Genomic DNA, 23,685 nt, shown 5'->3' with positions numbered 1-23,685 from the left:
AGAAAGCAATGAAATATGTGCGGTTGCTCATGTTCTTACATACTGGTTACAAAAAGAGATTGATAATTCGCGTCGCGAAAAATAGTCTATTCATTGTAGTCACTGAGGTTTTCTCAGCGCTACTTTTTTAATTTTTGCTTTTTCGCTGTTCGCTTTTGTCGACAGCTTTTATACGTCAAAGAGGATTAACATATGCGTACGTTTAGTGGCAAACGTAGTACGCTGGCGCTGGCTATCGCCGGTATCACAGCAATGTCGGGTTTTGTTGTCGCTCCTCAGGTTCACGCCGAAGGTTTTATTGATGACTCTACCTTAACGGGTGGCATTTATTACTGGCAGCGTGAGCGCGACCGTAAAGACGTTACCGATCATGACAAATACAAGACTAACCTTTCTCACTCCACCTGGAACGCAAACCTCGACTTCCAGTCCGGTTATGCGGCTGATATGTTTGGTATTGATGTCGCAGCATTTACCGCTATTGAAATGAACGAAAGTAGCGAAAGTGGCCATCCAAACGAAATCGCATTCTCTTCAAAAAATAAAGGCTATGACGAAGATTACTCCGGCGATAAGAGCGGGATTAGCCTGTATAAAGCGGCAGCTAAATTTAAGTTTGGCCCGACCTGGGCGCGCGCTGGTTATATTCAGCCAACCGGGCAAACTCTGCTGGCACCACACTGGAGCTTTATGCCTGGCACCTATCAGGGGGCTGAAGCCGGTGCCAACTTCGATTATGGTGATGCGGGTGCGCTGAGCTTCTCCTATATGTGGGCCAACGAATATAAAGCACCGTGGCACACCGAAGTCGATAAATTCTATCAGGCCGATAAAAAGACCAAAGTTGATTACCTCCATTCAATCGGCGCAAAGTATGACTTCAAAAATAACCTGTTGCTGGAAGCGGCATTCGGTCAGTCTGAAGGCTACGTCGATCAGTATTTCGCCAAAGCCAGCTACAAATTTGATTTAGGCGGTAATCCGTTTACCACCAGCTACCAGTTCTACGGTGCCCGCGATAAGGTAGATGACCGCACTGTTAACGACATTTATGATGGCACGGCCTGGCTGCAGGCACTGACCTTCGGCTACAAAGTGGCAGAAGTCGTTGATCTGCGACTGGAAGGGACCTGGGTTAAAGCTGACGGGCAGCAGGGCTACTTCCTGCAGCGTATGACCCCGACCTATGCGTCTTCAAACGGTCGTCTGGACGTTTGGTGGGATAACCGCTCTGACTTCAACGCCAACGGTGAAAAGGCCGTGTTCTTCGGTGCGATGTATGACCTGAAGAACTGGAACCTGCCTGGCTGGGCTGTGGGTGCATCATACGTTTACGCGTGGGATGCTAAACCGGCAACCTGGCAGCTCAACCCGGATGCGTACTACGACAAAAATCGTACTATCGAAGAGTCGTCTTACAGCCTGGATGCGGTCTATACCCTGCAGGACGGCCGTGCGAAGGGCACTATGTTTAAACTGCACTTCACGCAGTACGACAACCATTCAGATATTCCAAGCTGGGGCGGTGGTTACGGTAACATCTTCCAGGATGAGCGTGACGTGAAATTCATCGTTATTGCTCCGTTCACCATCTTCTAATGCCGACAGCGGCAGGCCGCAAGCCTGCCGTTTTGTTGAGGAGTGTGTTATGAAAAAGCTGATACTCATCGCCGTCATGGCATCAGGGCTGGTTGCCTGCGCGCAATCACCCGCGCCGAAAGAAGATAGCCGTCTTAAGGAAGCCTACAGCGCTTGTATCAATACCGCACAGGGCTCGCCGGAGAAAATCGAGGCCTGCCAAAGTGTGTTGAATGTGCTGAAGAAAGAAAAACAGCACCAGCAGTTTGCGAATGAAGAAAGCGTGCGCGTTCTGGATTACCAGCAGTGTATCCAGGCAACGCGTACGGGTAACGATCAATCCGTCAAGGCCGATTGCGATAAGGTCTGGCAGGAAATTCGCAGTAATAATACGGCGAAATAAAACGTGGTATGAACAAGAACGGGCGGAGAGATATCTTCGCCCGTTTGCATTTTAGCGTTGTTTTTCAATTGCCCACTTGAGTAATGCCGCACAACGGTAGAATCCGTGGGCAAATTTTCCGTATGGGATGGTCAGAAATAGCGCCATGACGACACCAAGATGAATAGCAAGCAAAATAGCCATCCATGAGGTATCTCTGCCTGCCAACAGCGCTAAGCCTGTCAGACTCGTCAGTAGCAGCAACAGGATAAAACCGCGGTCCATCGGCTTTTGCCTTGCGTCGCCCTGTAGCGGTGAGCGTTTAAAATTCAGCCATAGCAAGCCTGCAGGTCCGATCACCAGACCAATACCGCCCAATGTGCCAAGGATTACCGGGATGCTGAAAAACGGGTAGGGGGCTTCGATACCAGCGAAATAGTGGTAGCCTGTCGCCACGACGGTGGCGGCAAAACAGAGCATAAAACCGTAGAAAGTGAAGTGATGAAACCGGCGGCGCATCAGGGTGAAAGCATCATCCGCTTCGTTACACCCTTTACCGTGCCCTCCATCGAGATATTTCAGCGTCAGTGCATTGTGTGAGGCTTCAACAATGTCAACAGAACGCGGCATCCCCGGAGAAATCTCCCGCCAGAAGCGGAAAACGCCAGCCATGAGCAGACCCATCGCCAGAATAAAGACTGAACCAAACATCCATGCCAGCAGGTTATGCGGGAAAATTTGATAAAAATCTCCAGCCAGCGGAGGATGGAACAGGGAGCCTTTTAACCCCATGGCAAGAAGTAAAAACAGGATCAGGCCGAAAACCAGCGACAGCGTTACGGTCATGCCTGCCCGGCGATAAAGCGCGCCAAAAGTGGCGGGTTGCGTATAGTGTTGATAGGTTTCCAGCCTTACTTCTGCCATTGCTTTCGGCACATTGATGGCAAATTCATGGGGCGGTGCGTATTGACACGCGTGCAGGCAGGCGCCGCAGTTATGGCACAAATTGGCCAGATAGTTGATATCCGCTTTTCCGAATTCCAGACGCTGAGTCATCGCCGGGAAAACGGCGCAAAAACCCTCGCAATAGCGGCAGGCATTGCAAACTTGCATGACTCGTTCAACTTCTGCTTCTGGCTCGGTAAGCATTTTCGCTTCGATAATTAATCTCTCAAGCTGTTTCATGATATGCCTCCTCACGTGCTGCCAGAGCGGCTTCTTTTCCGGCAATACGACCAAAGGTGGTCCCTATCGACATGCCTACACCTGCGGTGTAGCCTTTTCCCAGCACGTTGCCCGCCATCATCTCTCCGGCTACGAACAGATTGCGACTTGGAAGCCCTGCAAAATGCACCGCGGCGTGTTCATTCACCTTTAACCCCAGGTAGGTGAAGGTGATCCCCGGACGTAAGGCATAGCCATAGTAAGGTGGCGTATCCAGTGGTCGCGCCCAATGTGTTTTTGCCGGTGTCAGATTTTGTGTTGCACAGTTATCCAGTGTGGTGTGGTCAAAGTGCCCTGGCCGGCAGGCGCTGTTGTACTGCATGACAGTATGGGTAAAGCGCTCAGTATCCAGTCCCAACTGACGTGCCAGCTCTGCTAACGTATTGGCCTGTGCACCAGGAAAAACCGGGGGCATGAAGTGACCGATCGCTTTACTGTCGATAATGGAGTAACCAATTTGTCCGGGCTGGTGGGCAACCAGACGTCCCCAGATGGCATAGCGTTTGGGCCAGAAGTCTTCGCCTTCATCATAAAATCGTTCTGCATCGCGGTTCACTACGATGCCCAAAGAGACACAGTCCACGCGGGTGCAAATCCCGCCGTCATATAATGGCGCTCTGGCGTCAATGGCTACGCAGTGTGACTGGGAGGGCTCGCCGATGATGTCCGCCCCGGCATCGATCATAAATTTGAGTAGTACGCCCTGATTAAAGCGCGTGCCGCGAATGAGGAAGTTATCCGCTGGCCATTCACCGCGGGCGTTCTCACCCCATGCTTCTCGCAGCCATTCGCGGTTAGATTCAAACCCGCCAGCAGCAAGTACACAGGTCTTTGCCGGAATGCGTTCTGCACCTGCCAGTGCTGCCACGAACTTGCCATTATGCAGTTCAAGTGCCTGGACTGGTGTGTTATAGCGGATTTGCACCCCCAGTTTTTCTGCGCTGCGATAATAGGCGTTTACGAGTGCTTTTCCTCCGCCCATAAAGAAGGCATTCGTTCGCGCGACATGCAAAGCGCCAGAAAGTGGCGGTTGAAAGTTAACGCCGTGCTGGCGCATCCAGTCGCGGCATTGGGAAGAGGTACGGATCACCAGCCGAGCCAGTGCTTCGTTGGTATTACCTTCCGTTACACGCCAGAGGTCCTGCCAGAATTCCTCTTCGGGATAGCTCTCCACCAGTACATCCTGTGGCGCATCATGCATACAGCGTAAATTACGCGTGTGTTGGGAGTTCCCTCCGCGCCATTCACGCGGGGCCGCCTCAAGCAGCAATACCGAAGCGCCTTGCTCCCTGGCGGTTAAAGCGGCACATAGTGCTGCATTGCCGCCGCCAATCACCAGAACATCAACCATCGCAGACTCCATTACCACTTAACCAATTGTTAAGTTTGTAATTAAAATGTATACGAGTAAGTTGTGGGGACGCTATGACGTGATGCTAAACAGCCCTTTAATTATTGTAAAGGGTAGCACCTGGCCAGCGTCCAGATTCCACCAGTTGATGCATCACTTTGGTGAGTACCACACGGGCAGCGAGGCCTGCTGGGGTGAGTTCATCGTCAGAAAGGCTGACCAAAAAGTTGGGGCGGCTAAGTATGGGATTATGGATGCCGACCACTCTTAATGTCTCTTTATCGAGATGGGAAATTGCCGCGCCAGGCTGAAGTGTTGCACCAATTCCGCTGCGAACGGCGTGCATCAGTAGCGTCAGGCCGTCAATTTCTGTGGCGATCTCAATGTTCAGCGCATGCTCCTGGCTGATAGCATCCAGTCTGCCGCGCAGACCATGTCCTGGGCTTGGCATTATCAATGGAATATTAACCAGTTCGGCAGGGGCGATAGTGTCATCCGCAATACCTGCCAGCAAGTTATGAGTACCAATCAAAAATAACTGTTCCTCAAGAATTGCTCTGGCGCTCCAGCGCAGGATTTTTTCCTTCTGAAAGACCACGGCCAAATCAATTTGACGGGTATTAATCATTCGTTCCAGATTGCCAGAGAGACTTTCCACTACATGCAGGCGGACATCGGCATAGCTTTCCCGCATAGCGTTGATGAAAGGCATCCCGAGAACGGAAGCGGTGCTGGGTGCCATGCCGACGCTGACGTGCCCGGAAAGTCTGGCTTCCCGTGCCGCAAGGATGGCATCGTCTGCGTGGCGTAATGCCAGTTGTGCCTGAGAGTAAAAGGCCAGTCCAGCGCTGGTGGGCGTCACGCCACGAGAAGTCCGTTGCAGCAGACGTATGGCGAGTTCGTTTTCCAGGCGGGTCATTTGCTGACTGAGCGCCGAAACACCGATATTGAGGTCGAGCGCTGCGCTACCCATGCTGCCGGTTTCTACAATGCGCACAAAATAGCGTAACTGGCGAAGTTCCATTTCGACTCTCCGATGAAGGCAATTGATTTTTACATTAAAGCAACACAGGAGCGGTGGGAAGGGGAAAGGGGCAGGTAACGCCCATAAAAAAAGCCAACCGTAAGGTTGGCTTTTCAGAAAGCATCACATTATTTGGCGTCGTGCGCATGATCATCTTCGCGGCAATCGCCTTCAGCGCAGTGACCGTAAAGATAGAGGCTATGGTTAGTTAAACGAATACCATGTTTAGCCGCAATCTCACGTTGACGCGCTTCGATGGAGTCATCGCTGAATTCGACCACTTTGCCGCAGTCAAGGCAAATCAGGTGATCGTGATGATGTTGCTGGGTCAGTTCGAAGACGGATTTACCACCTTCAAAATTATGGCGGGTCACGATACCGGCATCATCAAATTGGTTCAGCACGCGATATACTGTCGCCAGACCAATTTCTTCACCCATGTCGATCAGGCGTTTGTATAAGTCTTCCGCACTGACGTGATGGTTATCCGGTTCCTGAAGAACTTCCAGAATCTTTAAACGAGGAAGCGTTACTTTCAGGCCAGCCTTCTTTAATGCGGTATTGTTGTCAGTCATGCGGAATCTGTCCTGTAGCTAAACGGTTCACTTCATTAACAGAAGTGACAGAAATTGCACTTGAGATAATGCGTATCATTATAGAACTGCCATGCCTAAATGAAAACTGCAAGTCTCTGGCAAATATTGTTAATCAAAACGTGGTATCACCAACAAACACACTGTGCAATACCCGATTGGCATCCAGCCATTGTACAGGGTCAGGCGAAAAAGTTACAAATTTGTAGCAATTATTTTGATTGGTTTTATCTATTGATGCGGCGCAGATGAATATCTACGCCGCACGAAATCAGGCATTGATGATTTCGTCGAGGTGCAGCTCTTCAGCGATCTGCTTAACCCATTTTTCTACGCGCTCAGCGGTCAGTTCCGGCTGGCGATCTTCATCGATAGCCAGACCCACAAAGTGGTCGTCATCTGCCAGGCCTTTGGACGCTTCAAAATGGTAACCCGCCGTTGGCCAGTGGCCGACGATGGTAGCGCCGCGCGGCTCGATGATGTCGCGGATGGTGCCTAACGCATCACAGAAATATTCTGCGTAATCTTCCTGGTCGCCACAGCCGAACAATGCCACCAGTTTACCGTTAAAATCAATGTCTTCCAGAGTAGGGAAGAAGTCATCCCAGTCGCACTGCGCTTCACCGTAGTACCAGGTTGGGATGCCGAGCAGCAGAATGTCATACCCTTCCAGGTCTTCTTTGCTGCTTTTTGCAATGTCATGTACATCGGCAACGTCTTTACCAAGCTGTTTTTGAATCATTTTTGCGATATTTTCGGTATTACCGGTGTCGCTGCCGAAAAAGATGCCAGTGATTGCCATGAGTAAAATAACCTCTTGAAACTTATTGAAATGGTGGTGGCGCATTGCCCACGGATAAGGGCAATCATAGCAGAACAGTCCGGCATGCGGAAACAGCAAACACGCGGGACTGCACTCTGTGCTACACGATTTATGATTTAGAGCAGAAATTCAGACTATGCCTGACCGCGCAATGCGGTGAGTTGGTTCATCAGCATCTCTTCGATGAGTTCACTGCGACTCATGTTGCGCGCTTCCGCCAACTCATTTAGAGCGTCAACGGCATCCGCGTTCAATTTCAGTTCGACACGCTTGAGTCCACGAACTTTGTCGCGTTTAAGCTGATTACGTTTATTAATACGTAACTGTTCATCACGCGAAAGCGGATTGGTTTTGGGTCGTCCCGGGCGACGCTCCTGCGCGAACAGATCTAATGTCGTACGGTCCGTTTGTTCTTTGGCCATGATCTTGGTGACTTCGGGGAAACAATCAGCCAGGCGTCTGCCCGGATGGATAGCGCGCCATAATACATCAGCAGGGGAGGCGCGCCAACGCCCACGCACGTAATCGCGCGCGGACGCTGAGTTTTTAATCAGTTAACCTTCTCACTCAGATAACGACGGATAGCGCGCAGCACCGCATCGGGTTTTTCCGCATGTACCCAATGGCCTGCGCCGGCAATAACGTGGGCGCGGGCCTGCGGAAACTGGGCCAGTAATTGCTCGCGATACGCTTGTGTCACATAAGGTGAATTACCGCCGGGGATAAACAACGCCGGATGTTCCCAGGCGGGTATGGTTTCCCATCCTACGATATGGGGATACTGATCCCACAACACCGGGACGTTAAAGCGCCACTCGCCGTCAACAAAGGATTTCAGCAGAAACTGGATCACGCCTTCTTCTTGCAAATGCTGACGCATGACGCTCGCGGCCTGCTGGCGAGAGGAAGCCTGGGCATCTGTTACCGCGTTAATGGCGGCAAAAATCTCATCGTGGCGGCGTACGTGATAGTCAACCGGTGCAATATCGATGGCGACCAGTTGATCGATGCGTTCCGGTGCCAGTGCGGTCAGTGCCATGACGGCTTTGCCCCCCATGGAGTGCCCAATAAAGGTCGCTTTTTCGATGTGTTGCTCATCGAGGGTATCCAACAGATCCTGCGCCATTGCAGGATAATTCATCTCCGGTGAGCGGGGAGAGAGGCCATGATTTCGCATATCGACCTGGATGATATCGTGATCAACGACCAGGGAGCGTGCCAGTATGCCCAGATTATCCAGACTGCCAAACAGACCGTGAACCAGGACGATGGGAGAATTATTGTGCGGGTTTTGCGCAGATTGCGCTCGGATATTCAATTTCATGGCAAAGTTCTTTTTTTCACACTCACGGGTTAGGGTATCATGTTGACCATTCTGCCACATGGCTGCAACAACTACGGTTACTCCGAGTTTTGCTGGTCACCAGGCTCGACGCTATCCGCTGTTAGGATTTGCCTTTACACTACAGTGTGTAAAGTCCTGACAACTTGTATTCAGCCAAACATTGCACTGGATTAAGATGAAAACGATTGAAGTTGATGATGAACTCTATAGCTATATTGCCAGCCACACCAAGCATATTGGCGAGAGCGCATCCGACATTTTACGGCGTATGTTGAAGTTTTCCGCCGCATCACAGCCTGTCACTCCGGTAGTAAAAGAAGTCCGCGCCGTGCAACCTGTCGTGGAAGCCAAGCCGGTCAACCCCGCGAAAGACAAAGTGCGCGCCATGCGTGAACTGCTGCTTTCCGATGAATATGCGGAACAGAAAAAAGCAGTGAATCGCTTTATGCTGGTGCTGTCTACACTTTACTCACTGGATCAACACGCGTTTGCACAAGCAACAGAATCGTTGCATGGCCGCACGCGCGTTTATTTCGCAGCGGATGAACAGACGTTGCTGAAAAATGGTAATCAAACCAAACCGAAACACGTGCTAGGCACGCCATATTGGGTGATCACCAACACGAATACCGGCCGTAAATGCAGCATGGTTGAACATATCATGCAGTCAATGCAATTCCCCGCGGAGTTGATTGAAAAGGTTTGCGGAACAATTTAATCCTTGCATTAGAAGGACCAGGCAATGGCAATCCACAACCGTGCAGGTCAACCTGCACAACAGAGTGATTTGATTAATGTCGCCCAGTTAACGGCGCAATACTATGTACTAAAACCGACGGCAGGGAATGCGGAGCACGCGGTGAAGTTCGGTACATCCGGGCATCGCGGTAGTGCGGGTCGTCATAGTTTTAATGAGCCGCATATTCTGGCTATCGCTCAGGCGATTGCCGAAGAACGTGCGAAAAACGGGATTACTGGCCCGTGCTATGTGGGCAAGGATACCCACGCGTTGTCTGAACCGGCATTTATCTCTGTACTGGAAGTGCTGGCGGCGAACGGTGTTGATGTCATCGTGCAGGAAAACAACGGCTTTACGCCAACACCTGCCGTGTCTAATGCTATCCTGGTCCACAATAAAAAAGGCGGTCTGCTGGCTGACGGTATTGTGATCACGCCGTCCCATAACCCACCAGAAGACGGCGGCATTAAATACAATCCGCCAAACGGTGGCCCGGCAGATACCAACGTCACCAAAGTCGTAGAGGACAGGGCTAATGCACTGTTGGCTGATGGTCTGAAAGGCGTGAAGCGTATCCCGCTGGATGCCGCACTGGCGTCCGGTCATGTTAAAGAGCAAGACCTGGTTCAACCCTTCGTGGAAGGGCTGGCAGATATCGTCGATATGGCGGCAATCCAGAAAGCGGGTCTGACGCTGGGCGTTGATCCACTGGGTGGTTCCGGTATCGAATACTGGAAACGTATCGCTCAGCACTACAACCTGAATCTGACTCTCGTTAACGATCAGGTCGACCAGACTTTCCGCTTTATGCATCTTGATAAAGACGGTGCCATTCGTATGGACTGCTCCTCCGAGTGCGCGATGGCTGGTCTGCTGGCGCTGCGTGACAAGTTCGATTTGGCGTTTGCCAATGACCCGGACTATGACCGTCACGGTATCGTAACGCCGGCTGGACTGATGAATCCGAACCACTATCTGGCGGTCGCGATCAACTACCTGTTCCAGCATCGCCCACAGTGGGGCAAAGATGTCGCTGTGGGTAAAACACTGGTGTCCTCCGCGATGATCGATCGTGTGGTGAACGACCTTGGACGTAAACTGGTCGAAGTGCCGGTAGGGTTCAAATGGTTCGTTGACGGTCTGTTCGATGGTAGCTTTGGTTTCGGCGGCGAAGAAAGTGCGGGTGCATCTTTCCTGCGTTTCGACGGTACACCGTGGTCGACTGACAAAGATGGCATCATCATGTGTCTGCTGGCAGCGGAAATTACGGCTGTGACAGGCAAGAACCCGCAAGAGCATTACAACGAACTGGCGGCGCGCTTTGGTGCACCGAGCTATAACCGAATTCAGGCTGGAGCCACCTCCGCGCAGAAAGCGGCGTTGTCTAAGCTCTCTCCGGAAATGGTGAGCGCCAGCACGCTGGCGGGGGATCCTATCACTGCGCGTCTGACGGCGGCGCCTGGTAACGGCGCCTCGATTGGCGGCCTGAAGGTCATGACTGACAACGGTTGGTTTGCCGCACGCCCGTCAGGTACCGAAGACGCTTACAAGATCTACTGCGAAAGCTTCCTGGGTGAAGAACATCGCAAGCAGATTGAGAAAGAAGCGGTTGAGATTGTCAGCGAAGTGCTGAAGAACGCGTAAATCCTCTGCCGGATAAGGCGCTTGCGTCGCTATCCAGCATGAATAACAACAAAGCCGGATAGCCTGTGCGCTGATCCGGCTTTTTTATTCAGTGCATATTCACGGCATGAACCGGTAGCCAATCCCGGTTTCGGTAAGAAAATGGCGTGGGCGAGCCGGATCCAGCTCCAGTTTCTGGCGCAGATGGCCCATATAGATACGTAAGTAATGGCTGTGTTCAACGGCATTCGGTCCCCACACCTGATTCAATAACTGGCGTTGGGTCAGCACTTTTCCGGCATTATTGAGCAGTATGGCCAGCAGGCGAAACTCAATTGGCGTCAGATGAACCTCCTCATCCCCGCGATGAACCAGACGCGCGGCAATATCCACCTTTACATCAGAAAATTGCACCACAGGATCAGGAGAGGGGCCGGTGGCGTGACGCCGCAGTGCAACGCGTAAACGAGCCTGTAGCTCGCCAATGCCGAATGGCTTGCTGAGATAGTCATCGGCACCGGCATCCAGCGCGGCGATTTTATCGCTCTCTTCGCTGCGGGCTGACAGCACGATCACCGGGATGGCGCTCCACTGCCGCAGGTCGCGGATAAAATCAATACCGTCACCGTCCGGAAGACCGAGGTCGAGAATGATGAGATCGGGCTTTCGTGTGGCGGCTTCCAACAGACCACGTTGCAGCGTTTCCGCTTCATACACACGCAGGCCATCCGCTTCCAGCGCGGTGCGCAGAAAGCGACGAATGGCTTGTTCATCTTCAACAATCAGTACGTTTGTCACATATCCTCATGAAAATCTTCAAGTTCAGGGGGCGCTTCCTGCGGCAGTGTAACACGGAAACACGCCCCTCCCTGCGGACGATTATGCGCTGAAATCGTGCCACCGTGCACGTCGACAATCGCCTGACAAATTGCCAGCCCCAGCCCAACACCCGGTACCGATGATTCTTTGTTTCCACGGGAAAACTTGTCGAAAATACGCTGTTCCAGGCCGGCAGGAATGCCGGGCCCATTGTCCCAAACATCCAGCAGCAGATGCTCGCCGTCGACCTGGGCGTCGATACCGATTTGCGCCTGCGGACCTGCATATTTGACGGCATTTTCCAGCAGATTGATCAGCACCCGCTCAAAGAGTGGCCCATCAACGTGTACCAGCGTCAACGGCTCCGGAAGTGACAGGTTAATGGGTGTTGCCAGCCCGGGCTCCAACATTTGCAGGGCGCTGCCTACCACCTCTTCCAGCGTTAGCCACTCTTTCTTAAGATTAAAGCCGCCAGACTGGATTCGCGCCATATCCAGCAGATTATTGACCAGTCTGGTGGTATTAAGCACGTGCTGGCGGATCTCGCTGGCCTGGCGTGCGTGTGGCGAACCTTCACTTGCCAGATCCAACGTTAATATCTCCGCCTGACCGAACAGCACCGTCAGCGGCGTGCGTAAATCGTGGGACAGGGCGGCGAGCAGTGCATTGCGAATACTTTCTCGCTCGCTGGCAAAGCGGGCCTGCTCTTCACTGGCTGTCAGAGTAAGGCGCTCCAGCGCACTGGCCACCAGCAGGGTGAAGGTTTCCAGCAGACGTTGCTGTTCCGGGATCATCAGCTGACGCAAGTTTCCTGGCTCTACTACCAGTAGCCCATAAGTTTTATCGGCGCTTTTTAAGGGCAAAATTTGATAGGGAACGCCAGGTAATGTGTCGGTGCCAGCACCTGCCATCTGCCCCTTGTCAAAACTCCACTGGGCAATGGCGTCATCCCACGGTGTCATACCCTGCTGATGCGTCAGGGGAACCAACTTACCGTTTTCGTCAGGTAATAACACCCGGCTACGGGCCTGAAACGTCGAGGCAATGAACTGTTCGCTGGTAGCCGCGATATCCTGCTGGCTGCGCCCTACAGCCAGTGCTTTCGACATCTCATACAGATGCCGCGTTCGTTGCTCACGATAGCGTGCAACCCGGGCCTGATAACGCACCCCCGCGGTCAGATTACCGATAACCAACCCAACCGTCAGCATCACGGCGAAGGTAAGCAGGTACTGGACGTCAGACACGGCAAGCGTGCCGCGTGGAGCAATAAAGAAGAGATCAAAGCTGGCGACGTTGATAAATGTGGCCACCACCGACGGCCAGCGCCCGTAGAACAGGGCGATCACCACCACGCCCAGTAGATAGAGCATCACCAGGTTGGCTGCGTCAAATGCGACCAGCCACTGCATGGCAATCAACGTCGTAACAGCACACAATGCAGCGGCGACCACGCAACCCTGGATTTGTACCCGCCATTTATCCTTAAAGGTGCGGTTATCCGTGGTTTGTAATGTCTGACGAGAAGGGGGATCGTCCAGTGCGACAATCATCAGGTCGAGGTCTGGTGCGCGATGAGCCAGCTTGTCTGCAAAGGAATCGCTGCGCCACCAACGACGGGTTGTCGGACGCCCGAGCACAATTTTCCCCAGGTTGTGTTCCCGGGCATAACGGACAACGGCTTTGTCTTCGGCCGGGTCGGAGAGAGTGGCGGTTTCCGCCCCCAGTTCCTGCGCTAGTCGCAGCGCGCTTAAGATTGCCCGCCGCTGTTTTTCGGGTAGCCGGTGTAGCGCAGGTGTTTCAACATATACCGCATGCCAGACGCTGCCGAGACGTGCCGCCAGGCGTGCAGCGGCTCGCACCAGTTTCTCGCTGCCGGTGTTGTGTCCAATACACAGTAAAATGGCATCGCGGGTATGCCAGACTTTTTCTTCTCCTGGGCGTCCCCGCCAGGCACGCATCTGATCGTCTACCCGATCGGCGGTGCGGCGCAGGGCCAGTTCACGCAGCGCTATCAAATTACCTTTGCGGAAGAAATGCTCGATAGCACGCTCTGCCTGACCGGCAATATAGACCTTGCCTTCGTTCAGGCGCTGACGCAAATCGTCGGGGGGGAGATCGACCAGGACCACATCGTCAGCGGCATCGAAAAACGGGTCAGGAACGGTTTCACGCACCTGAATACCGGTGACGCCGCTGACCACATCATTCAGACTTTCCAGATGCTGAACGTTAACGGTGGTAAAAACATCAATCCCGGCTTCCAGCAGTTCTTCAATATCTTGCCAGCGCCGGGGGTGGCGTGATCCTGGCGCATTGCTGTGCGCCAGTTCGTCCATCAAAATCAGCGCCGGACGGCGGGCGAGGGCGGCATCAAGATCGAACTCGCTGATATGCCGTCCACGGTGTGCCTGACGTTTCAGCGGTAGCACGGTGAGACCGTCCAGCAGTGCGGCGGTCTCCTTGCGCCCGTGGGTTTCCACCACACCAATCAGCACATCCAACCCCTGCGATCGTAGCCGTTGTGCCTCCGCCAGCATGGCCCAGGTTTTGCCTACGCCCGCACAAGCGCCAAAGAAAATTTTCAGTTTTCCCCGGTGCGGCGCGGTGGTCTGCTCCAGCAGGCGATCGGGGTTGGGGCGTAGGGGTTCGCTATGCATGTCCTTTTTCTCAGTGCTTATCCAGCGCTAAATTAAGTTCCACGAGGTTCACTACCGGCTGGCCGATGAAACTGACCAGCGGCTTTTGTGTATAGTGTGCAACCAACTGCGTAACCTCTTCAACGCTGAGGTTGCGGGCTTGCGCCACGCGGGGAATTTGCCAGGCGACCGCCTCGGGTGTCAGGTTATTGTCCAAACCGCTGGCGGACGCGGTGACCAGTTCCACGGGCACAACAGGGCTAGCCTGTGGGTTAGCAGCACGCAGTGCGGCAATTCGGCTTTGTAGCTGCTTATCCAGCTCCGGGTTGCTCGCTGCCAGGTTGCTGCCACCCGAAGCCATTGGATTATAGGGTACTTCTGCCGTTGCCGACGGGCGTCCATGAAAATAACCCGCGGCGGTAAAATTTTGCCCGATCAGTTCAGAGCCGCGAATTATCTGACCTTCACGCAGAAGCGAGCCGTTAGCCTGGTGGGGAAACCACCACTGCCCCAGCGCGGTGGTCAGCAGCGGATAAACACCGCCGGTGATAAGCATCAGGAAAAGCAATGTTGATAATGCAGGACGTAATCCACTCATCTGAAACCTCACACCAGACCCAGCAGGGTCAGCAGTAAATCAATCACTTTGATACCAATAAACGGCACAACCAGGCCGCCCAGACCGTAGATCCACAGATTGCGGCGCAGCATGGCGGAAGCGGATAACGGCTTGTAGCTCACCCCCTTCAGCGCCAGTGGGATCAGGAAGACAATCACCAACGCATTGAAGATGACGGCGCTCAGGATCGCAGAATCCGGCGAATGCAGTCGCATGACGTTCAGTGCGTTAAGCTGCGGGTAAGTTGCGGCGAACGCAGCCGGGATGATGGCGAAATATTTCGCCACGTCGTTGGCGATACTAAAGGTGGTCAGCGATCCGCGCGTCATCAGCATCTGTTTACCAATGTGCACCACTTCAATCAGCTTGGTGGGGTTAGAGTCGAGATCCACCATGTTGCCCGCTTCCTTAGCGGCCTGGGTCCCGGAGTTCATCGCGACCGCGACATCGGCCTGCGCCAGTGCCGGGGCGTCGTTGGTTCCGTCACCCGTCATCGCCACCAATCGACCTTCCGCCTGATACTGACGGATCAGTGCCAGCTTGGCTTCCGGTGTCGCTTCGGCTAAAAAGTCATCCACTCCCGCCTCTGCGGCGATTGCTGCAGCAGTCAGGCGGTTGTCGCCCGTGATCATCACCGTTTTGATGCCCATTTTGCGCAGCTGAGCAAAACGTTCTTTAATCCCACCTTTGACAATATCTTTCAGGGCTATCACACCCAGCACCCGCGAACCTTCAGCAACGACCAGCGGCGTCGCGCCAAGGCGAGCAACGTTTTCGACTTTCTGCTCTACATCGGCAGGGAAGTGGCCGCCGTTGGCTTCGACGTGACGACGAATAGCATCTACGGAGCCTTTGCGGATCATTCGGTTATCGATGTTGATACCGCTCATCCGGCTTTGTGCGGTAAACGGTACAAAGGTGGCATGGAGCGACTGTACATCACGTATCCGCAGGTTAAAGCGCTGTTTAGCCAGGACAACGATGCTGCGGCCTTCCGGCGTTTCGTCAGCCAGTGATGAAAGCTGTGCAGCGTCGGCCAGTGTTTTTTCATCCACGCCCTGGGCGGGCAGAAAATCAGAGGCCTGGCGGTTACCCAGCGTGATGGTGCCGGTTTTATCCAACAGCAGGACATCGACGTCGCCAGCCGCTTCTACCGCACGTCCGCTGGTGGCGATAACGTTCGCACCCAGCATGCGGCTCATCCCGGCGACGCCAATCGCGGAGAGCAGCCCACCGATCGTGGTGGGGATCAGACAGACCAGCAGGGCGACAAGTACCGTGATGCTGACCGCACTGCCGCCCCAGGCAGAGAACGGCCACAGTGTGGCGGTTGCCAACAGAAAGACGATAGTCAGCGCAATCAGTAGGATCGTCAGCGCGATTTCATTCGGCGTTTTACGTCGCTGTGCGCCTTCGACCATGGCAATCATTCGATCGAGAAATGTTTCTCCGGGATTGACGCTACACTCTATCACCAGCCAGTCCGAGAGAATGCGTGTCCCGCCAGTGACGGAGGCAAAATCGCCGCCGGATTCACGGATTACTGGCGCGGATTCCCCGGTAATGGCGCTTTCATCCACCGAGGCACCACCTTCGATAACTTCGCCGTCACAAGGGATAATATCGCCAGCTTCCACCAGCACGATATCTCCTTTGCGTAACTCCTCGGCTGGCACGTGATCCATTTGCGCGCCATATTTGGGTTCACGAAGTTTACGGGCAAAGGCGGTCTTTTTGACTCCTTTCAGGCTGTTGGCCTGCGCTTTACTACGCCCTTCAGCCAGCGCTTCCGCAAAGTTAGCGAACAGAACGGTCACCCACAGCCAGAGGCTTATCGCGCCGGTAAACACTGGGTTACCTGACATATGGCCTGTCGCCATCGCTACCGTTAACAGGGTAGTCAACAGACTGCCCAGCCAGACGATAAACATCACCGGGTTACGCCACTGAGTATGTGGACTTAATTTTTTCACTGCGTCCATTAGCGCTTGTGCGACCAGAGAAGGTTCGAACAGCGCCAGTTGCTTGCGACTCATAGTCATGTGCTCCGCATCACTCAACGTAAAGAGAGGTATTCTGCTACCGGGCCAAGCGCCAGCGCAGGAACAAAGGTGAGGGCGCCAACCAGCAACACTGTACCGATCAACAATCCAACAAACAGCGCACCGTGGGTAGGTAGCGTGCCCGGACTTGCTGGCTGACTCTTTTTACCGACCAGCGACCCGGCAATCGCCATCACCGGGATAATGACGCCGAAGCGGCCGAAGAACATGCACGCGGCCAGCAGGCTGTTCCAGAATGGGCTGTTGGCACTTAATCCGGCAAAAGCGCTACCGTTGTTATTGGCGGCAGACGAGACTGCGTACAGCACCTCGCTAAAACCATGCGGCCCAGGATTGAGCATGGCGCTACGCCCGGCATCGCTCATCATGGCTATCGCTGTCCCAAGCAGCACCAACGCAGGAGTAACCAGAATCGCCAGCGCGGTCATTTTCATTTCGCGGACATCGATTTTTTTACCCAGATACTCCGGAGTGCGGCCAATCATCAGTCCGGCAATAAAGACCGCCAGCAGCACGAACAACAGCATGCCGTACAACCCTGACCCCACACCGCCGAACACCACTTCGCCAATCTGCATCAACCACATCGGTACCATGCCGCCCAGCGCAGTGAAGGAGTCGTGCATAGCAATGACTGCGCCACAGGATGCGGCCGTCGTGACGACCGCAAACAGGCTACTGACCAGCACGCCAAAGCGGCTCTCTTTACCTTCCATGTTGATATTGCTATCTGCGCCAAACGCCATCAGATGCGGGTTACCCTGCAGTTCGGCCCACATCACAACCGCCACGCAAACGACAAAAATAAGCGACATAGCCCAGAGCAGAGTGCGTCCCTGTCGACGATCGCCCACGACGTCGCCGAAGGCGAAACACAGCGCGGTGGGAATTAAGAAGATAGCCAGCATCTGTACCATGTTGGTCAGCGCGGTTGGGTTTTCAAACGGATGTGAGGAGTTGGCATTAAAAAAGCCGCCGCCGTTGGTACCGAGCATCTTAATGGCCTCTTGTGAGGCGACAGGTCCCATCGGCAGCAGTTGTTTTGCCCCTTCAAGCGTGGTGATCGCCTGATAAGGCAACAGGTTTTGCAGCGCACCTTGCTGGATGAAAAACAGCGCGATGAGCAGAGAAATCGGCAGTAATATCCACAGCGTAATGCGTACCAGATCCACCCAGGCATTCCCTAGCGTGTTCATACTCTGGCGCGTAAAGGCGCGAGCCAGGGCAAAGATCACCGCAATACCTGTCGCCGCAGACAGGAAATTCTGCACGGTCAGGCCGGCCATTTGGCTGAAGTAGCTTAAAGTGGTTTCGCCTGCATAGGACTGCCAGTTGGTGTTGGTCACAAAACTAACAGCGGTATTGAGCGCGAGATCCCACGAAAGCCCCGGCAACTGTTGCGGATTGAGCGGCAGCAGGTTTTGTGCCATCAACATCGCAAACAGTATCAGCAGACCGAGGATATTCAGTGCGAGGATCGCCAGCAAATAGTGCAGCCAGGTCATTTCTTGCTGCGAAATACCCAGCCCACGCCACAGCACACGCTCAACGCCTGCAAGGCCGGGTAAGGATGTGTTGTTGATAAGACGTGCCAGCCCAAAGCCCAGCGGCCTGGCGATAATAAACAGCACCAGCAGGAAACTGGCGATGAGTAAAAATCCTTGCGCTGCCATCAGAACGCCTCCGCATTAATCAAGGCATACACCAGATAACCCAGTAACAAAAAGACCAGCACAATGCCGGTTATCACGCCTGCACTCACAGTGCACCTCCAGTGGCATAAATGTGATAACCAGAGCGTAGGTTTTTGGTTGCAAAGATTTCGCAAAAATCTGCGGGCGGGGTGTAAAAAAAGTATAAAAATGGCAAAGACCATTATTTAACTAATGATTAGTATTAATTTAACTTTTATGTAACTTAATTACGAATTTAGGTTAAACGGAGCATCAATAGATAAAAATAAGTGGTCGGATGAGTAGCAAAATTACACACAAGGCGGTATTATTTTCATCAGTTAACCAAGTTTATTTTTCCGGTGCGATTCACCGAACAGATATATGGGAGAGGATTATGGACTTTTATAAAGAATATCCAGCACACATTGTTTTCTTGCGCCGTACCTTTGCCGTAGTGGCTGGTGTTCTGGCGCTGCCGGTCATGCTGTTCTGGAAAGACCGTGCCCGTTTTTACAGCTACCTACATCGCGTCTGGTCGAAAACCAGTGATAAGCCGGTGTGGATGGAGCAGGCTGAAAAAGCCACCTGCGATTTCTACTAAGTTACCGTTCAGGCTCAAAAAAACCGCCAACAGCAATGTGGCGGTTTTTTTATACGTCGCAGTCTACACTTACCTGTGTAACGGATAAGGAGTGGCGATGAGCAAGAGAATTTCTGTTGGTATCCGCGCCTGTCTGACCACAGAAGCGAACGATAAATTTCTGTTTGACGAGAATACGCTGGTACGTATTTATGCCTTGCATGAATTGCACCGACTGCGCCAGAGCGGATTATCACGTGGTGCATTGATTGATTTTCACACCCGTTACAAGCTGGTGCTACTGGCACATTCCCAACCGGAGTATCGTGAGCTCGGCCCTTTGGTTGCCGCAATCCACGAATGGGCAAGCCTCGATGCTTTTTATACTGAGTACCGTTTGCGGTTGATTCATCTGCTGTTTAATCACGCCTCCCGACGCAACCATACTAATGTCCTGATGCATGTGCAGGGTTATTTTCGTAACCAGCTCAATCTGCATCAACGTCAGGAATTGACCTCAATAATCGATAACTATCGACGTGAGATGCAGCCGCTGCTTGCGCCATTGATGCTCCTCCAACACTATATGACGGAACACCCGAACAGCTGGTTGTCCGGGCAACGTTACTTTGAACTCTGGCCTGCGATTCTGCGTTTACACGGCAAAGCTTAATTTTTATTCGGGAGTTTTATGACCACTCATCTGGTCTGGTTTCGGCGAGATTTACGTCTGCATGACAATCTTGCGCTGGCAGCGGCATGTCGGGATCGTTCGTCACGGGTATTGGCGTTATATATTGCCACGCCCGCACAGTGGAAAGCGCATGATATGTCACCGCGTCAGGCGGCGTTTGTCGGCAATCAGTTGAATGCGCTGCAAACGGCGCTGGCAGAAAAAGGCATCCCGCTGCTGGTTTATGACGTTGAGGATTTCACAGCCAGCGTAGAGATAGTCAAAAATGTCTGCGCACAGCATGACGTTAGCCGACTGTTTTATAACTATCAGTACGAAATCAACGAACGCCAGCGCGATGCTCAGGTAGAAAAATCATTACCCCAGGTGGTGTGTGAGGGCTTTGACGATAGCGTAATCCTGGCGCCGGGCGCGGTAATGACCGGGAATCATGAGATGTATAAAGTCTTTACACCGTTTAAAAATGCCTGGCTGAAGCGGTTAAAAGACAGTATCCCAGAGTGTGTTGCGGCACCAAAAGCCCGCGAAAGCGGCGCAATTCCCTCCCCATCAACGCCAGTTACGCTCAACTATCCGCAGCAGGATTTTGATGTGGCGCTTTTCCCGGTAGAAGAAAAATCGGTTATCGCGCAATTACGTCAGTTTTGCCAGCAGGGCGCGGCGGAATACGAGCAACAACGTGATTTTCCGGCATACGAAGGTACCAGTCGGTTGTCGGCAAGCCTTGCCACCGGCGGGTTATCGCCGCGCCAGTGTCTGCACCGTTTGTTAGTCGAGCAGCCTCAGGCGCTAGAGGGAGGCGCCGGGAGCGTTTGGTTAAACGAGCTCATCTGGCGCGAATTTTACCGCCATCTACTGACGTACTACCCCGCGCTGTGTCGGCATCAACCCTTTATTCGCTGGACCGATCGTGTGCAATGGCAAAATAACGTGACGCATTTTCAGGCCTGGCAGACGGGGAATACCGGGTATCCAATCGTCGATGCGGCGATGCGCCAGCTTAACGGCACAGGGTGGATGCACAATCGTTTACGCATGATCGCGGCGAGTTTTTTGGTGAAAGACCTGCTGATCGACTGGCGAAAAGGTGAGCAGTATTTCATGTCACAACTGATCGACGGTGATCTGGCGGCGAATAATGGTGGCTGGCAGTGGGCAGCTTCTACCGGAACGGATGCTGCGCCGTATTTCCGTATTTTTAATCCCACCACGCAGGGGGAGAAATTCGACCGTGACGGTGATTTTATCCGCCAATGGGTACCGGAATTACGCGATGTACCGGGAAAAGCCGTTCATGAACCGTGGACGTGGGCGGAAAAAATGCAGGTGATACTCCATTATCCTCGTCCGATTGTCGATCATAAGCAGGCAAGGTTAGCCACGCTGGCTGCCTATGAGGCAGCGCGTAAGGCGTGAGGGTAGAAGATTTCTGTGTAATGCCTTCCAGCAGAATGAATATGTTGCAGTCGTACACATTTAGCGCTGAAGGGGGCGCGCAAGTCTGCTAATGGCTGGATGTGCTCTGGTCGCTGCGCACACGCGACGGCGATGGCTATGTCTATGTCGTAATCGAGCACCAAAGTTCAGCCGACCCGCATATGGCTTTTCGTCTGCTGCGTTATGCGATAGCAGCCATGCAGCGCCATCTGGATGCCGGGCACAAGGAACTGCCGCTGGTAATACCGATGCTGTTTTATCATGGCTGTCGAAGTCCGTACCCGTATTCACTATGCTGGTTGGATGCGTTCGCCGAACCTGTGGCGGCCCGGCAACTTTATGCCAACACATTTCCGCTGGTGGATATCACGGTGGTGCCGGATGACGAAATCATGGCGCACAGGCGAATGGCGTTGTTGGAACTGATGCAAAAGCATATCCGCCAGCGGGATTTGATAGGGTTGGTAGAACAGCTGGCCTCACTGATCCTTACTGGATGTGCTAATGACACGCAACTCCAGGCGATGTTTAATTACATTCTGCAATCCGGTGATGAATCTCGCTTCAATGAGTTTTTGCAAGAGATGGCGCAACGGATCCCCCAACACAAGGAGAGGCTGATGACTATTGCAGAACGGTTAAGGTTAGATGGATTACAGGAAGGATTACAACAAGGGTTACAACAAGGTAAACACGAAGCCGCTTTGCGTATAGCGCAAACTATGCTGGCACAGGGAATAGATCGCGAAATGGTGTTACTGGTTACAGGTCTGTCTGAAGAGGATTTAGCGGCAAAGAATTCGTAACCTGCGGATAAATAACGGGCCCGAGTGATATTACATCGTCGGGCCCGTAAACTCAGGACTCTACCGCGAGAGGACGGTTTTTAAATTTGAGTGATTGATATAACCAAATCAACAGCACCAGCGCCACACAGGCCAGCGCGCCCCAGGTAATTTCGCTAAAGACATCAATATAGGCGTTGATGGAATAGTTGATGGCACCGGAAGCATCAAACGCACCCTGTGATGTCTGGTCAGCAATCACACCCGCCAGGTAGTTGGCAATGGCCCCGGAAAGCAGCATATAGATGCCGGTTAGTACGCCGGTTACCCCTGGGATCTCAATACGAGTAATTTGTGACATGGCGACCGGGTCGATAAACAGCTCGGCGAAACCCATAACTGCCAGCCCTAAAACCATCAACGGCATAGAGGAGTGCCCATATGCGGCGGACCAGCGGGCGCTTAAGGTCAGAATACAGAAACCAGCACTCATTAACCCCAGACCGAGAGCAAACTTACCCCAGATACGAACGGTACGATTGCCACTCACGCTTTCTTTGACCACCCAGGCCAGCACGATGCCGCACAACATGACGGCGAAGGCGTTTACTGACTGGAACATGGCAGTTGGGACTGAATATCCCATCACGTCGCGATTAACAAAGCGGTCGATGTACAAGCTGATGGAACTACCACCCTGCTGTGCAAAGGCCCAGAACAACAAGCTGAAGAAGGTCAGGGTTACGATCAGACCCAGTTCTTTACGCTGTTTCTGCGTTTGCGCCTGACGGTAGATTTTTGCCAGAACCGCCAAACCAATGACAGTGGCGACAATCAGCGCGTACACGGACCACTCTTTCCAGAACAGGACGGTAATTAAAAGTGGTGCGGCGACCAGCAGAACCAGCAGCCAGGCCCAGTTCGGCAGAATGAACGATTTGGCACACAGCACGGCTTTGTTGACGCCGGTGGTCTGAGCAAAATGACGATTCCCGCATAAGAAAATGACCAGCCCGGCCAGCATACCGATAGCGGCCAGCGCAAAGCCCATTGCCCAACTGTACTCTTCCTGCACATAGCCGCAGGCGATAGGGGCAATAATTGAACCAATGTTACCGGCGGCATAGAGCAGAGAGAATCCGCCGTCACGGCGCGGATCTTCCGGTTTATACAATTCACCCAGCAGGCAACTGATGTTGGATTTAAACAAACCGTAGCCACAGACAATAATGGCCAGAGATAAGTAGAGAAACGCTGGAGCCATTTTACTGGCACCCAGGACCAAATGTCCCACTGCCATCAAAAATGCGCCAATCATTACCGCCATACGGTTACCGAGCACTTTATCCGCCAGGTATCCTCCGAGAATCGGCGTGACATACACCAGCGAACAGTAAGCACTGAACAGTTCATATGCGTGATTATCGTTGTACTTAAGCTGGTTAGTGAGATACAGGATCAGCAGTGCACGCATGCCATAAAAACTGAAGTATTCCCAAATTTGCAGCGCGACGACGTAATAAATCGCGCGTGGCTGAGATGCTTGTTTATTCATTATTTTCTCGAAGTAAATGCCTCACGACGGGAGGAACGTGCCGTGTGAGTGTGTTTCCTTAAAGTTGTAACTTTGATACAGATCTGATTATTTTTGCAATATGCTGTCTGATTGCATAAATATACATGAATACGAT

22 protein-coding genes and 1 pseudogene are annotated in these 23,685 nt (G+C 52.9%); 8 read left to right on the top strand and 15 right to left on the bottom strand.

What is annotated here, in order from left to right:
* The first annotated feature begins 192 nt into the window (after window positions 1-192).
* Window positions 193-1,599 (top strand): chitoporin ChiP, encoded by a 1,407-nt coding sequence (gene chiP, locus NNO08_RS11555; RefSeq protein ID WP_137384491.1) that lies wholly within the window; start codon window positions 193-195, stop codon window positions 1,597-1,599.
* 49 nt (window positions 1,600-1,648) lie between these two features.
* Window positions 1,649-1,981 (top strand): ChiQ/YbfN family lipoprotein, encoded by a 333-nt coding sequence (gene chiQ / locus NNO08_RS11550; protein ID WP_005121405.1) that lies wholly within the window; start codon window positions 1,649-1,651, stop codon window positions 1,979-1,981.
* Window positions 1,982-2,032: 51 nt separating this feature from the next.
* On the opposite strand, the gene tcuB is transcribed toward chiQ, so the two are convergent.
* The 8 genes from tcuB to ybfF form a co-directional block, all read right to left on the bottom strand.
* Window positions 2,033-3,145: a tricarballylate utilization 4Fe-4S protein TcuB gene (gene tcuB, locus NNO08_RS11545; protein ID WP_271456758.1), complete on the bottom strand. Its 1,113-nt coding sequence runs from the start codon at window positions 3,143-3,145 to the stop codon at window positions 2,033-2,035.
* A complete protein-coding gene (gene tcuA, locus NNO08_RS11540) occupies window positions 3,132-4,535 on the bottom strand; it encodes an FAD-dependent tricarballylate dehydrogenase TcuA (protein WP_271449857.1) in 1,404 nt (467 codons plus the stop codon). Before tcuA ends, tcuB begins: the two co-directional genes overlap by 14 nt.
* A gap of 97 nt (window positions 4,536-4,632) precedes the next feature.
* The gene (tcuR, locus tag NNO08_RS11535; protein ID WP_271441585.1) at window positions 4,633-5,559 is read right to left on the bottom strand and encodes a tricarballylate utilization LysR family transcriptional regulator TcuR; all 927 of its coding nucleotides are present in this window, start codon (window positions 5,557-5,559) and stop codon (window positions 4,633-4,635) included.
* A 128-nt stretch (window positions 5,560-5,687) separates the two neighbouring features.
* Window positions 5,688-6,134: a ferric iron uptake transcriptional regulator gene (gene fur / locus NNO08_RS11530; RefSeq protein WP_271441586.1), complete on the bottom strand. Its 447-nt coding sequence runs from the start codon at window positions 6,132-6,134 to the stop codon at window positions 5,688-5,690.
* Window positions 6,127-6,213 (bottom strand): ryhB-regulated fur leader peptide, encoded by an 87-nt coding sequence (locus NNO08_RS11525; RefSeq protein ID WP_100247215.1) that lies wholly within the window; start codon window positions 6,211-6,213, stop codon window positions 6,127-6,129. Before NNO08_RS11525 ends, fur begins: the two co-directional genes overlap by 8 nt.
* A 210-nt stretch (window positions 6,214-6,423) precedes the next feature.
* Window positions 6,424-6,954 (bottom strand): flavodoxin FldA, encoded by a 531-nt coding sequence (gene fldA / locus NNO08_RS11520; protein ID WP_005121401.1) that lies wholly within the window; start codon window positions 6,952-6,954, stop codon window positions 6,424-6,426.
* A 155-nt stretch (window positions 6,955-7,109) separates the two neighbouring features.
* Window positions 7,110-7,397: a LexA regulated protein gene (gene ybfE, locus NNO08_RS11515; RefSeq protein WP_005121400.1), complete on the bottom strand. Its 288-nt coding sequence runs from the start codon at window positions 7,395-7,397 to the stop codon at window positions 7,110-7,112.
* Between the two features lie 128 nt (window positions 7,398-7,525).
* Window positions 7,526-8,299, bottom strand: coding sequence for an esterase (gene ybfF / locus NNO08_RS11510; protein WP_271449855.1), 774 nt, complete (start codon window positions 8,297-8,299; stop codon window positions 7,526-7,528).
* A gap of 196 nt (window positions 8,300-8,495) precedes the next feature.
* Here ybfF and seqA point away from each other — a divergent pair, with 196 nt between their 5' ends.
* Window positions 8,496-9,038, top strand: a complete 543-nt coding sequence (seqA, locus tag NNO08_RS11505) for a replication initiation negative regulator SeqA (protein WP_271456757.1) — start codon at window positions 8,496-8,498, stop codon at window positions 9,036-9,038.
* A gap of 24 nt (window positions 9,039-9,062) precedes the next feature.
* Window positions 9,063-10,703, top strand: a complete 1,641-nt coding sequence (pgm, locus tag NNO08_RS11500) for a phosphoglucomutase (alpha-D-glucose-1,6-bisphosphate-dependent) (RefSeq protein ID WP_271456756.1) — start codon at window positions 9,063-9,065, stop codon at window positions 10,701-10,703.
* Between the two features lie 99 nt (window positions 10,704-10,802).
* On the opposite strand, the gene kdpE is transcribed toward pgm, so the two are convergent.
* The 6 genes from kdpE to kdpF are packed head-to-tail and all read right to left on the bottom strand — an operon-like array spanning window position 10,803 to window position 18,584.
* Window positions 10,803-11,480, bottom strand: a complete 678-nt coding sequence (gene kdpE, locus NNO08_RS11495) for a two-component system response regulator KdpE (RefSeq protein ID WP_271442195.1) — start codon at window positions 11,478-11,480, stop codon at window positions 10,803-10,805.
* A complete protein-coding gene (gene kdpD, locus NNO08_RS11490; RefSeq protein ID WP_271449852.1) occupies window positions 11,477-14,161 on the bottom strand; it encodes a two-component system sensor histidine kinase KdpD in 2,685 nt (894 codons plus the stop codon). Before kdpD ends, kdpE begins: the two co-directional genes overlap by 4 nt.
* Window positions 14,162-14,171: 10 nt before the next feature.
* Complete coding sequence (kdpC, locus tag NNO08_RS11485) at window positions 14,172-14,738, bottom strand: potassium-transporting ATPase subunit KdpC (protein WP_271456755.1); 567 nt, start codon at window positions 14,736-14,738, stop codon at window positions 14,172-14,174.
* 8 nt (window positions 14,739-14,746) lie between these two features.
* Entirely contained in the window at window positions 14,747-16,795 is a 2,049-nt protein-coding gene (gene kdpB / locus NNO08_RS11480; protein ID WP_271442198.1) for a potassium-transporting ATPase subunit KdpB, read from the bottom strand.
* Between the two features lie 20 nt (window positions 16,796-16,815).
* Window positions 16,816-18,495 (bottom strand): potassium-transporting ATPase subunit KdpA, encoded by a 1,680-nt coding sequence (gene kdpA / locus NNO08_RS11475; protein ID WP_271456754.1) that lies wholly within the window; start codon window positions 18,493-18,495, stop codon window positions 16,816-16,818.
* The gene (gene kdpF, locus NNO08_RS11470; RefSeq protein WP_001670793.1) at window positions 18,495-18,584 is read right to left on the bottom strand and encodes a K(+)-transporting ATPase subunit F; all 90 of its coding nucleotides are present in this window, start codon (window positions 18,582-18,584) and stop codon (window positions 18,495-18,497) included. The genes kdpA and kdpF overlap by 1 nt, the downstream gene beginning before the upstream one ends.
* Window positions 18,585-18,892: 308 nt before the next feature.
* Here kdpF and NNO08_RS11465 point away from each other — a divergent pair, with 308 nt between their 5' ends.
* From NNO08_RS11465 to NNO08_RS11450, 4 genes and pseudogenes are all read left to right on the top strand, one after another.
* Entirely contained in the window at window positions 18,893-19,099 is a 207-nt protein-coding gene (locus NNO08_RS11465) for a YbfA family protein (protein ID WP_003022870.1), read from the top strand.
* Between the two features lie 97 nt (window positions 19,100-19,196).
* Window positions 19,197-19,751: a DUF1722 domain-containing protein gene (locus NNO08_RS11460; RefSeq protein WP_271456753.1), complete on the top strand. Its 555-nt coding sequence runs from the start codon at window positions 19,197-19,199 to the stop codon at window positions 19,749-19,751.
* An 18-nt stretch (window positions 19,752-19,769) separates the two neighbouring features.
* The gene (gene phrB / locus NNO08_RS11455; RefSeq protein WP_271456752.1) at window positions 19,770-21,188 is read left to right on the top strand and encodes a deoxyribodipyrimidine photo-lyase; all 1,419 of its coding nucleotides are present in this window, start codon (window positions 19,770-19,772) and stop codon (window positions 21,186-21,188) included.
* Between the two features lie 98 nt (window positions 21,189-21,286).
* Window positions 21,287-22,015, top strand: a pseudogene (locus NNO08_RS11450) (Rpn family recombination-promoting nuclease/putative transposase); the annotation flags it as partial.
* Between the two features lie 52 nt (window positions 22,016-22,067).
* On the opposite strand, the gene dtpD reads toward NNO08_RS11450, so the two are convergent.
* Window positions 22,068-23,549, bottom strand: a complete 1,482-nt coding sequence (gene dtpD / locus NNO08_RS11445) for a dipeptide permease DtpD (RefSeq protein ID WP_271456751.1) — start codon at window positions 23,547-23,549, stop codon at window positions 22,068-22,070.
* Window positions 23,550-23,685 lie beyond the last annotated feature (136 nt).

This window comes from Citrobacter sp. Igbk 17 (assembly GCF_028069775.1).
GTDB lineage: Bacteria > Pseudomonadota > Gammaproteobacteria > Enterobacterales > Enterobacteriaceae > Citrobacter.
Note: the sequence above shows the minus strand (reverse complement) of the source record. Positions and strands in the feature narration are given on the sequence as shown.

Excerpts from the sequence above, each read along its gene's own strand:
- NNO08_RS11460 (WP_271456753.1), top strand. The coding sequence starts at position 19,197 with ATGAGCAAGAGAATTTCTGTTGGTATCCGCGCCTGTCTGACCACAGAA.
- NNO08_RS11525 (WP_100247215.1), bottom strand. The coding sequence starts at position 6,213 with ATGATACGCATTATCTCAAGTGCAATTTCTGTCACTTCTGTTAATGAA.
- ybfE (WP_005121400.1), bottom strand. The coding sequence starts at position 7,397 with ATGGCCAAAGAACAAACGGACCGTACGACATTAGATCTGTTCGCGCAG.
- phrB (WP_271456752.1), top strand. The coding sequence starts at position 19,770 with ATGACCACTCATCTGGTCTGGTTTCGGCGAGATTTACGTCTGCATGAC.
- chiQ (WP_005121405.1), top strand. The coding sequence starts at position 1,649 with ATGAAAAAGCTGATACTCATCGCCGTCATGGCATCAGGGCTGGTTGCC.
- tcuR (WP_271441585.1), bottom strand. The coding sequence starts at position 5,559 with ATGGAACTTCGCCAGTTACGCTATTTTGTGCGCATTGTAGAAACCGGC.
- kdpD (WP_271449852.1), bottom strand. The coding sequence starts at position 14,161 with ATGCATAGCGAACCCCTACGCCCCAACCCCGATCGCCTGCTGGAGCAG.
- ybfF (WP_271449855.1), bottom strand. The coding sequence starts at position 8,299 with ATGAAATTGAATATCCGAGCGCAATCTGCGCAAAACCCGCACAATAAT.
- dtpD (WP_271456751.1), bottom strand. The coding sequence starts at position 23,549 with ATGAATAAACAAGCATCTCAGCCACGCGCGATTTATTACGTCGTCGCG.
- kdpA (WP_271456754.1), bottom strand. The coding sequence starts at position 18,495 with ATGGCAGCGCAAGGATTTTTACTCATCGCCAGTTTCCTGCTGGTGCTG.
- kdpB (WP_271442198.1), bottom strand. The coding sequence starts at position 16,795 with ATGAGTCGCAAGCAACTGGCGCTGTTCGAACCTTCTCTGGTCGCACAA.
- kdpC (WP_271456755.1), bottom strand. The coding sequence starts at position 14,738 with ATGAGTGGATTACGTCCTGCATTATCAACATTGCTTTTCCTGATGCTT.
- tcuA (WP_271449857.1), bottom strand. The coding sequence starts at position 4,535 with ATGGTTGATGTTCTGGTGATTGGCGGCGGCAATGCAGCACTATGTGCC.
- NNO08_RS11465 (WP_003022870.1), top strand. The coding sequence starts at position 18,893 with ATGGACTTTTATAAAGAATATCCAGCACACATTGTTTTCTTGCGCCGT.
- fur (WP_271441586.1), bottom strand. The coding sequence starts at position 6,134 with ATGACTGACAACAATACCGCATTAAAGAAGGCTGGCCTGAAAGTAACG.
- tcuB (WP_271456758.1), bottom strand. The coding sequence starts at position 3,145 with ATGAAACAGCTTGAGAGATTAATTATCGAAGCGAAAATGCTTACCGAG.
- seqA (WP_271456757.1), top strand. The coding sequence starts at position 8,496 with ATGAAAACGATTGAAGTTGATGATGAACTCTATAGCTATATTGCCAGC.
- chiP (WP_137384491.1), top strand. The coding sequence starts at position 193 with ATGCGTACGTTTAGTGGCAAACGTAGTACGCTGGCGCTGGCTATCGCC.
- fldA (WP_005121401.1), bottom strand. The coding sequence starts at position 6,954 with ATGGCAATCACTGGCATCTTTTTCGGCAGCGACACCGGTAATACCGAA.
- pgm (WP_271456756.1), top strand. The coding sequence starts at position 9,063 with ATGGCAATCCACAACCGTGCAGGTCAACCTGCACAACAGAGTGATTTG.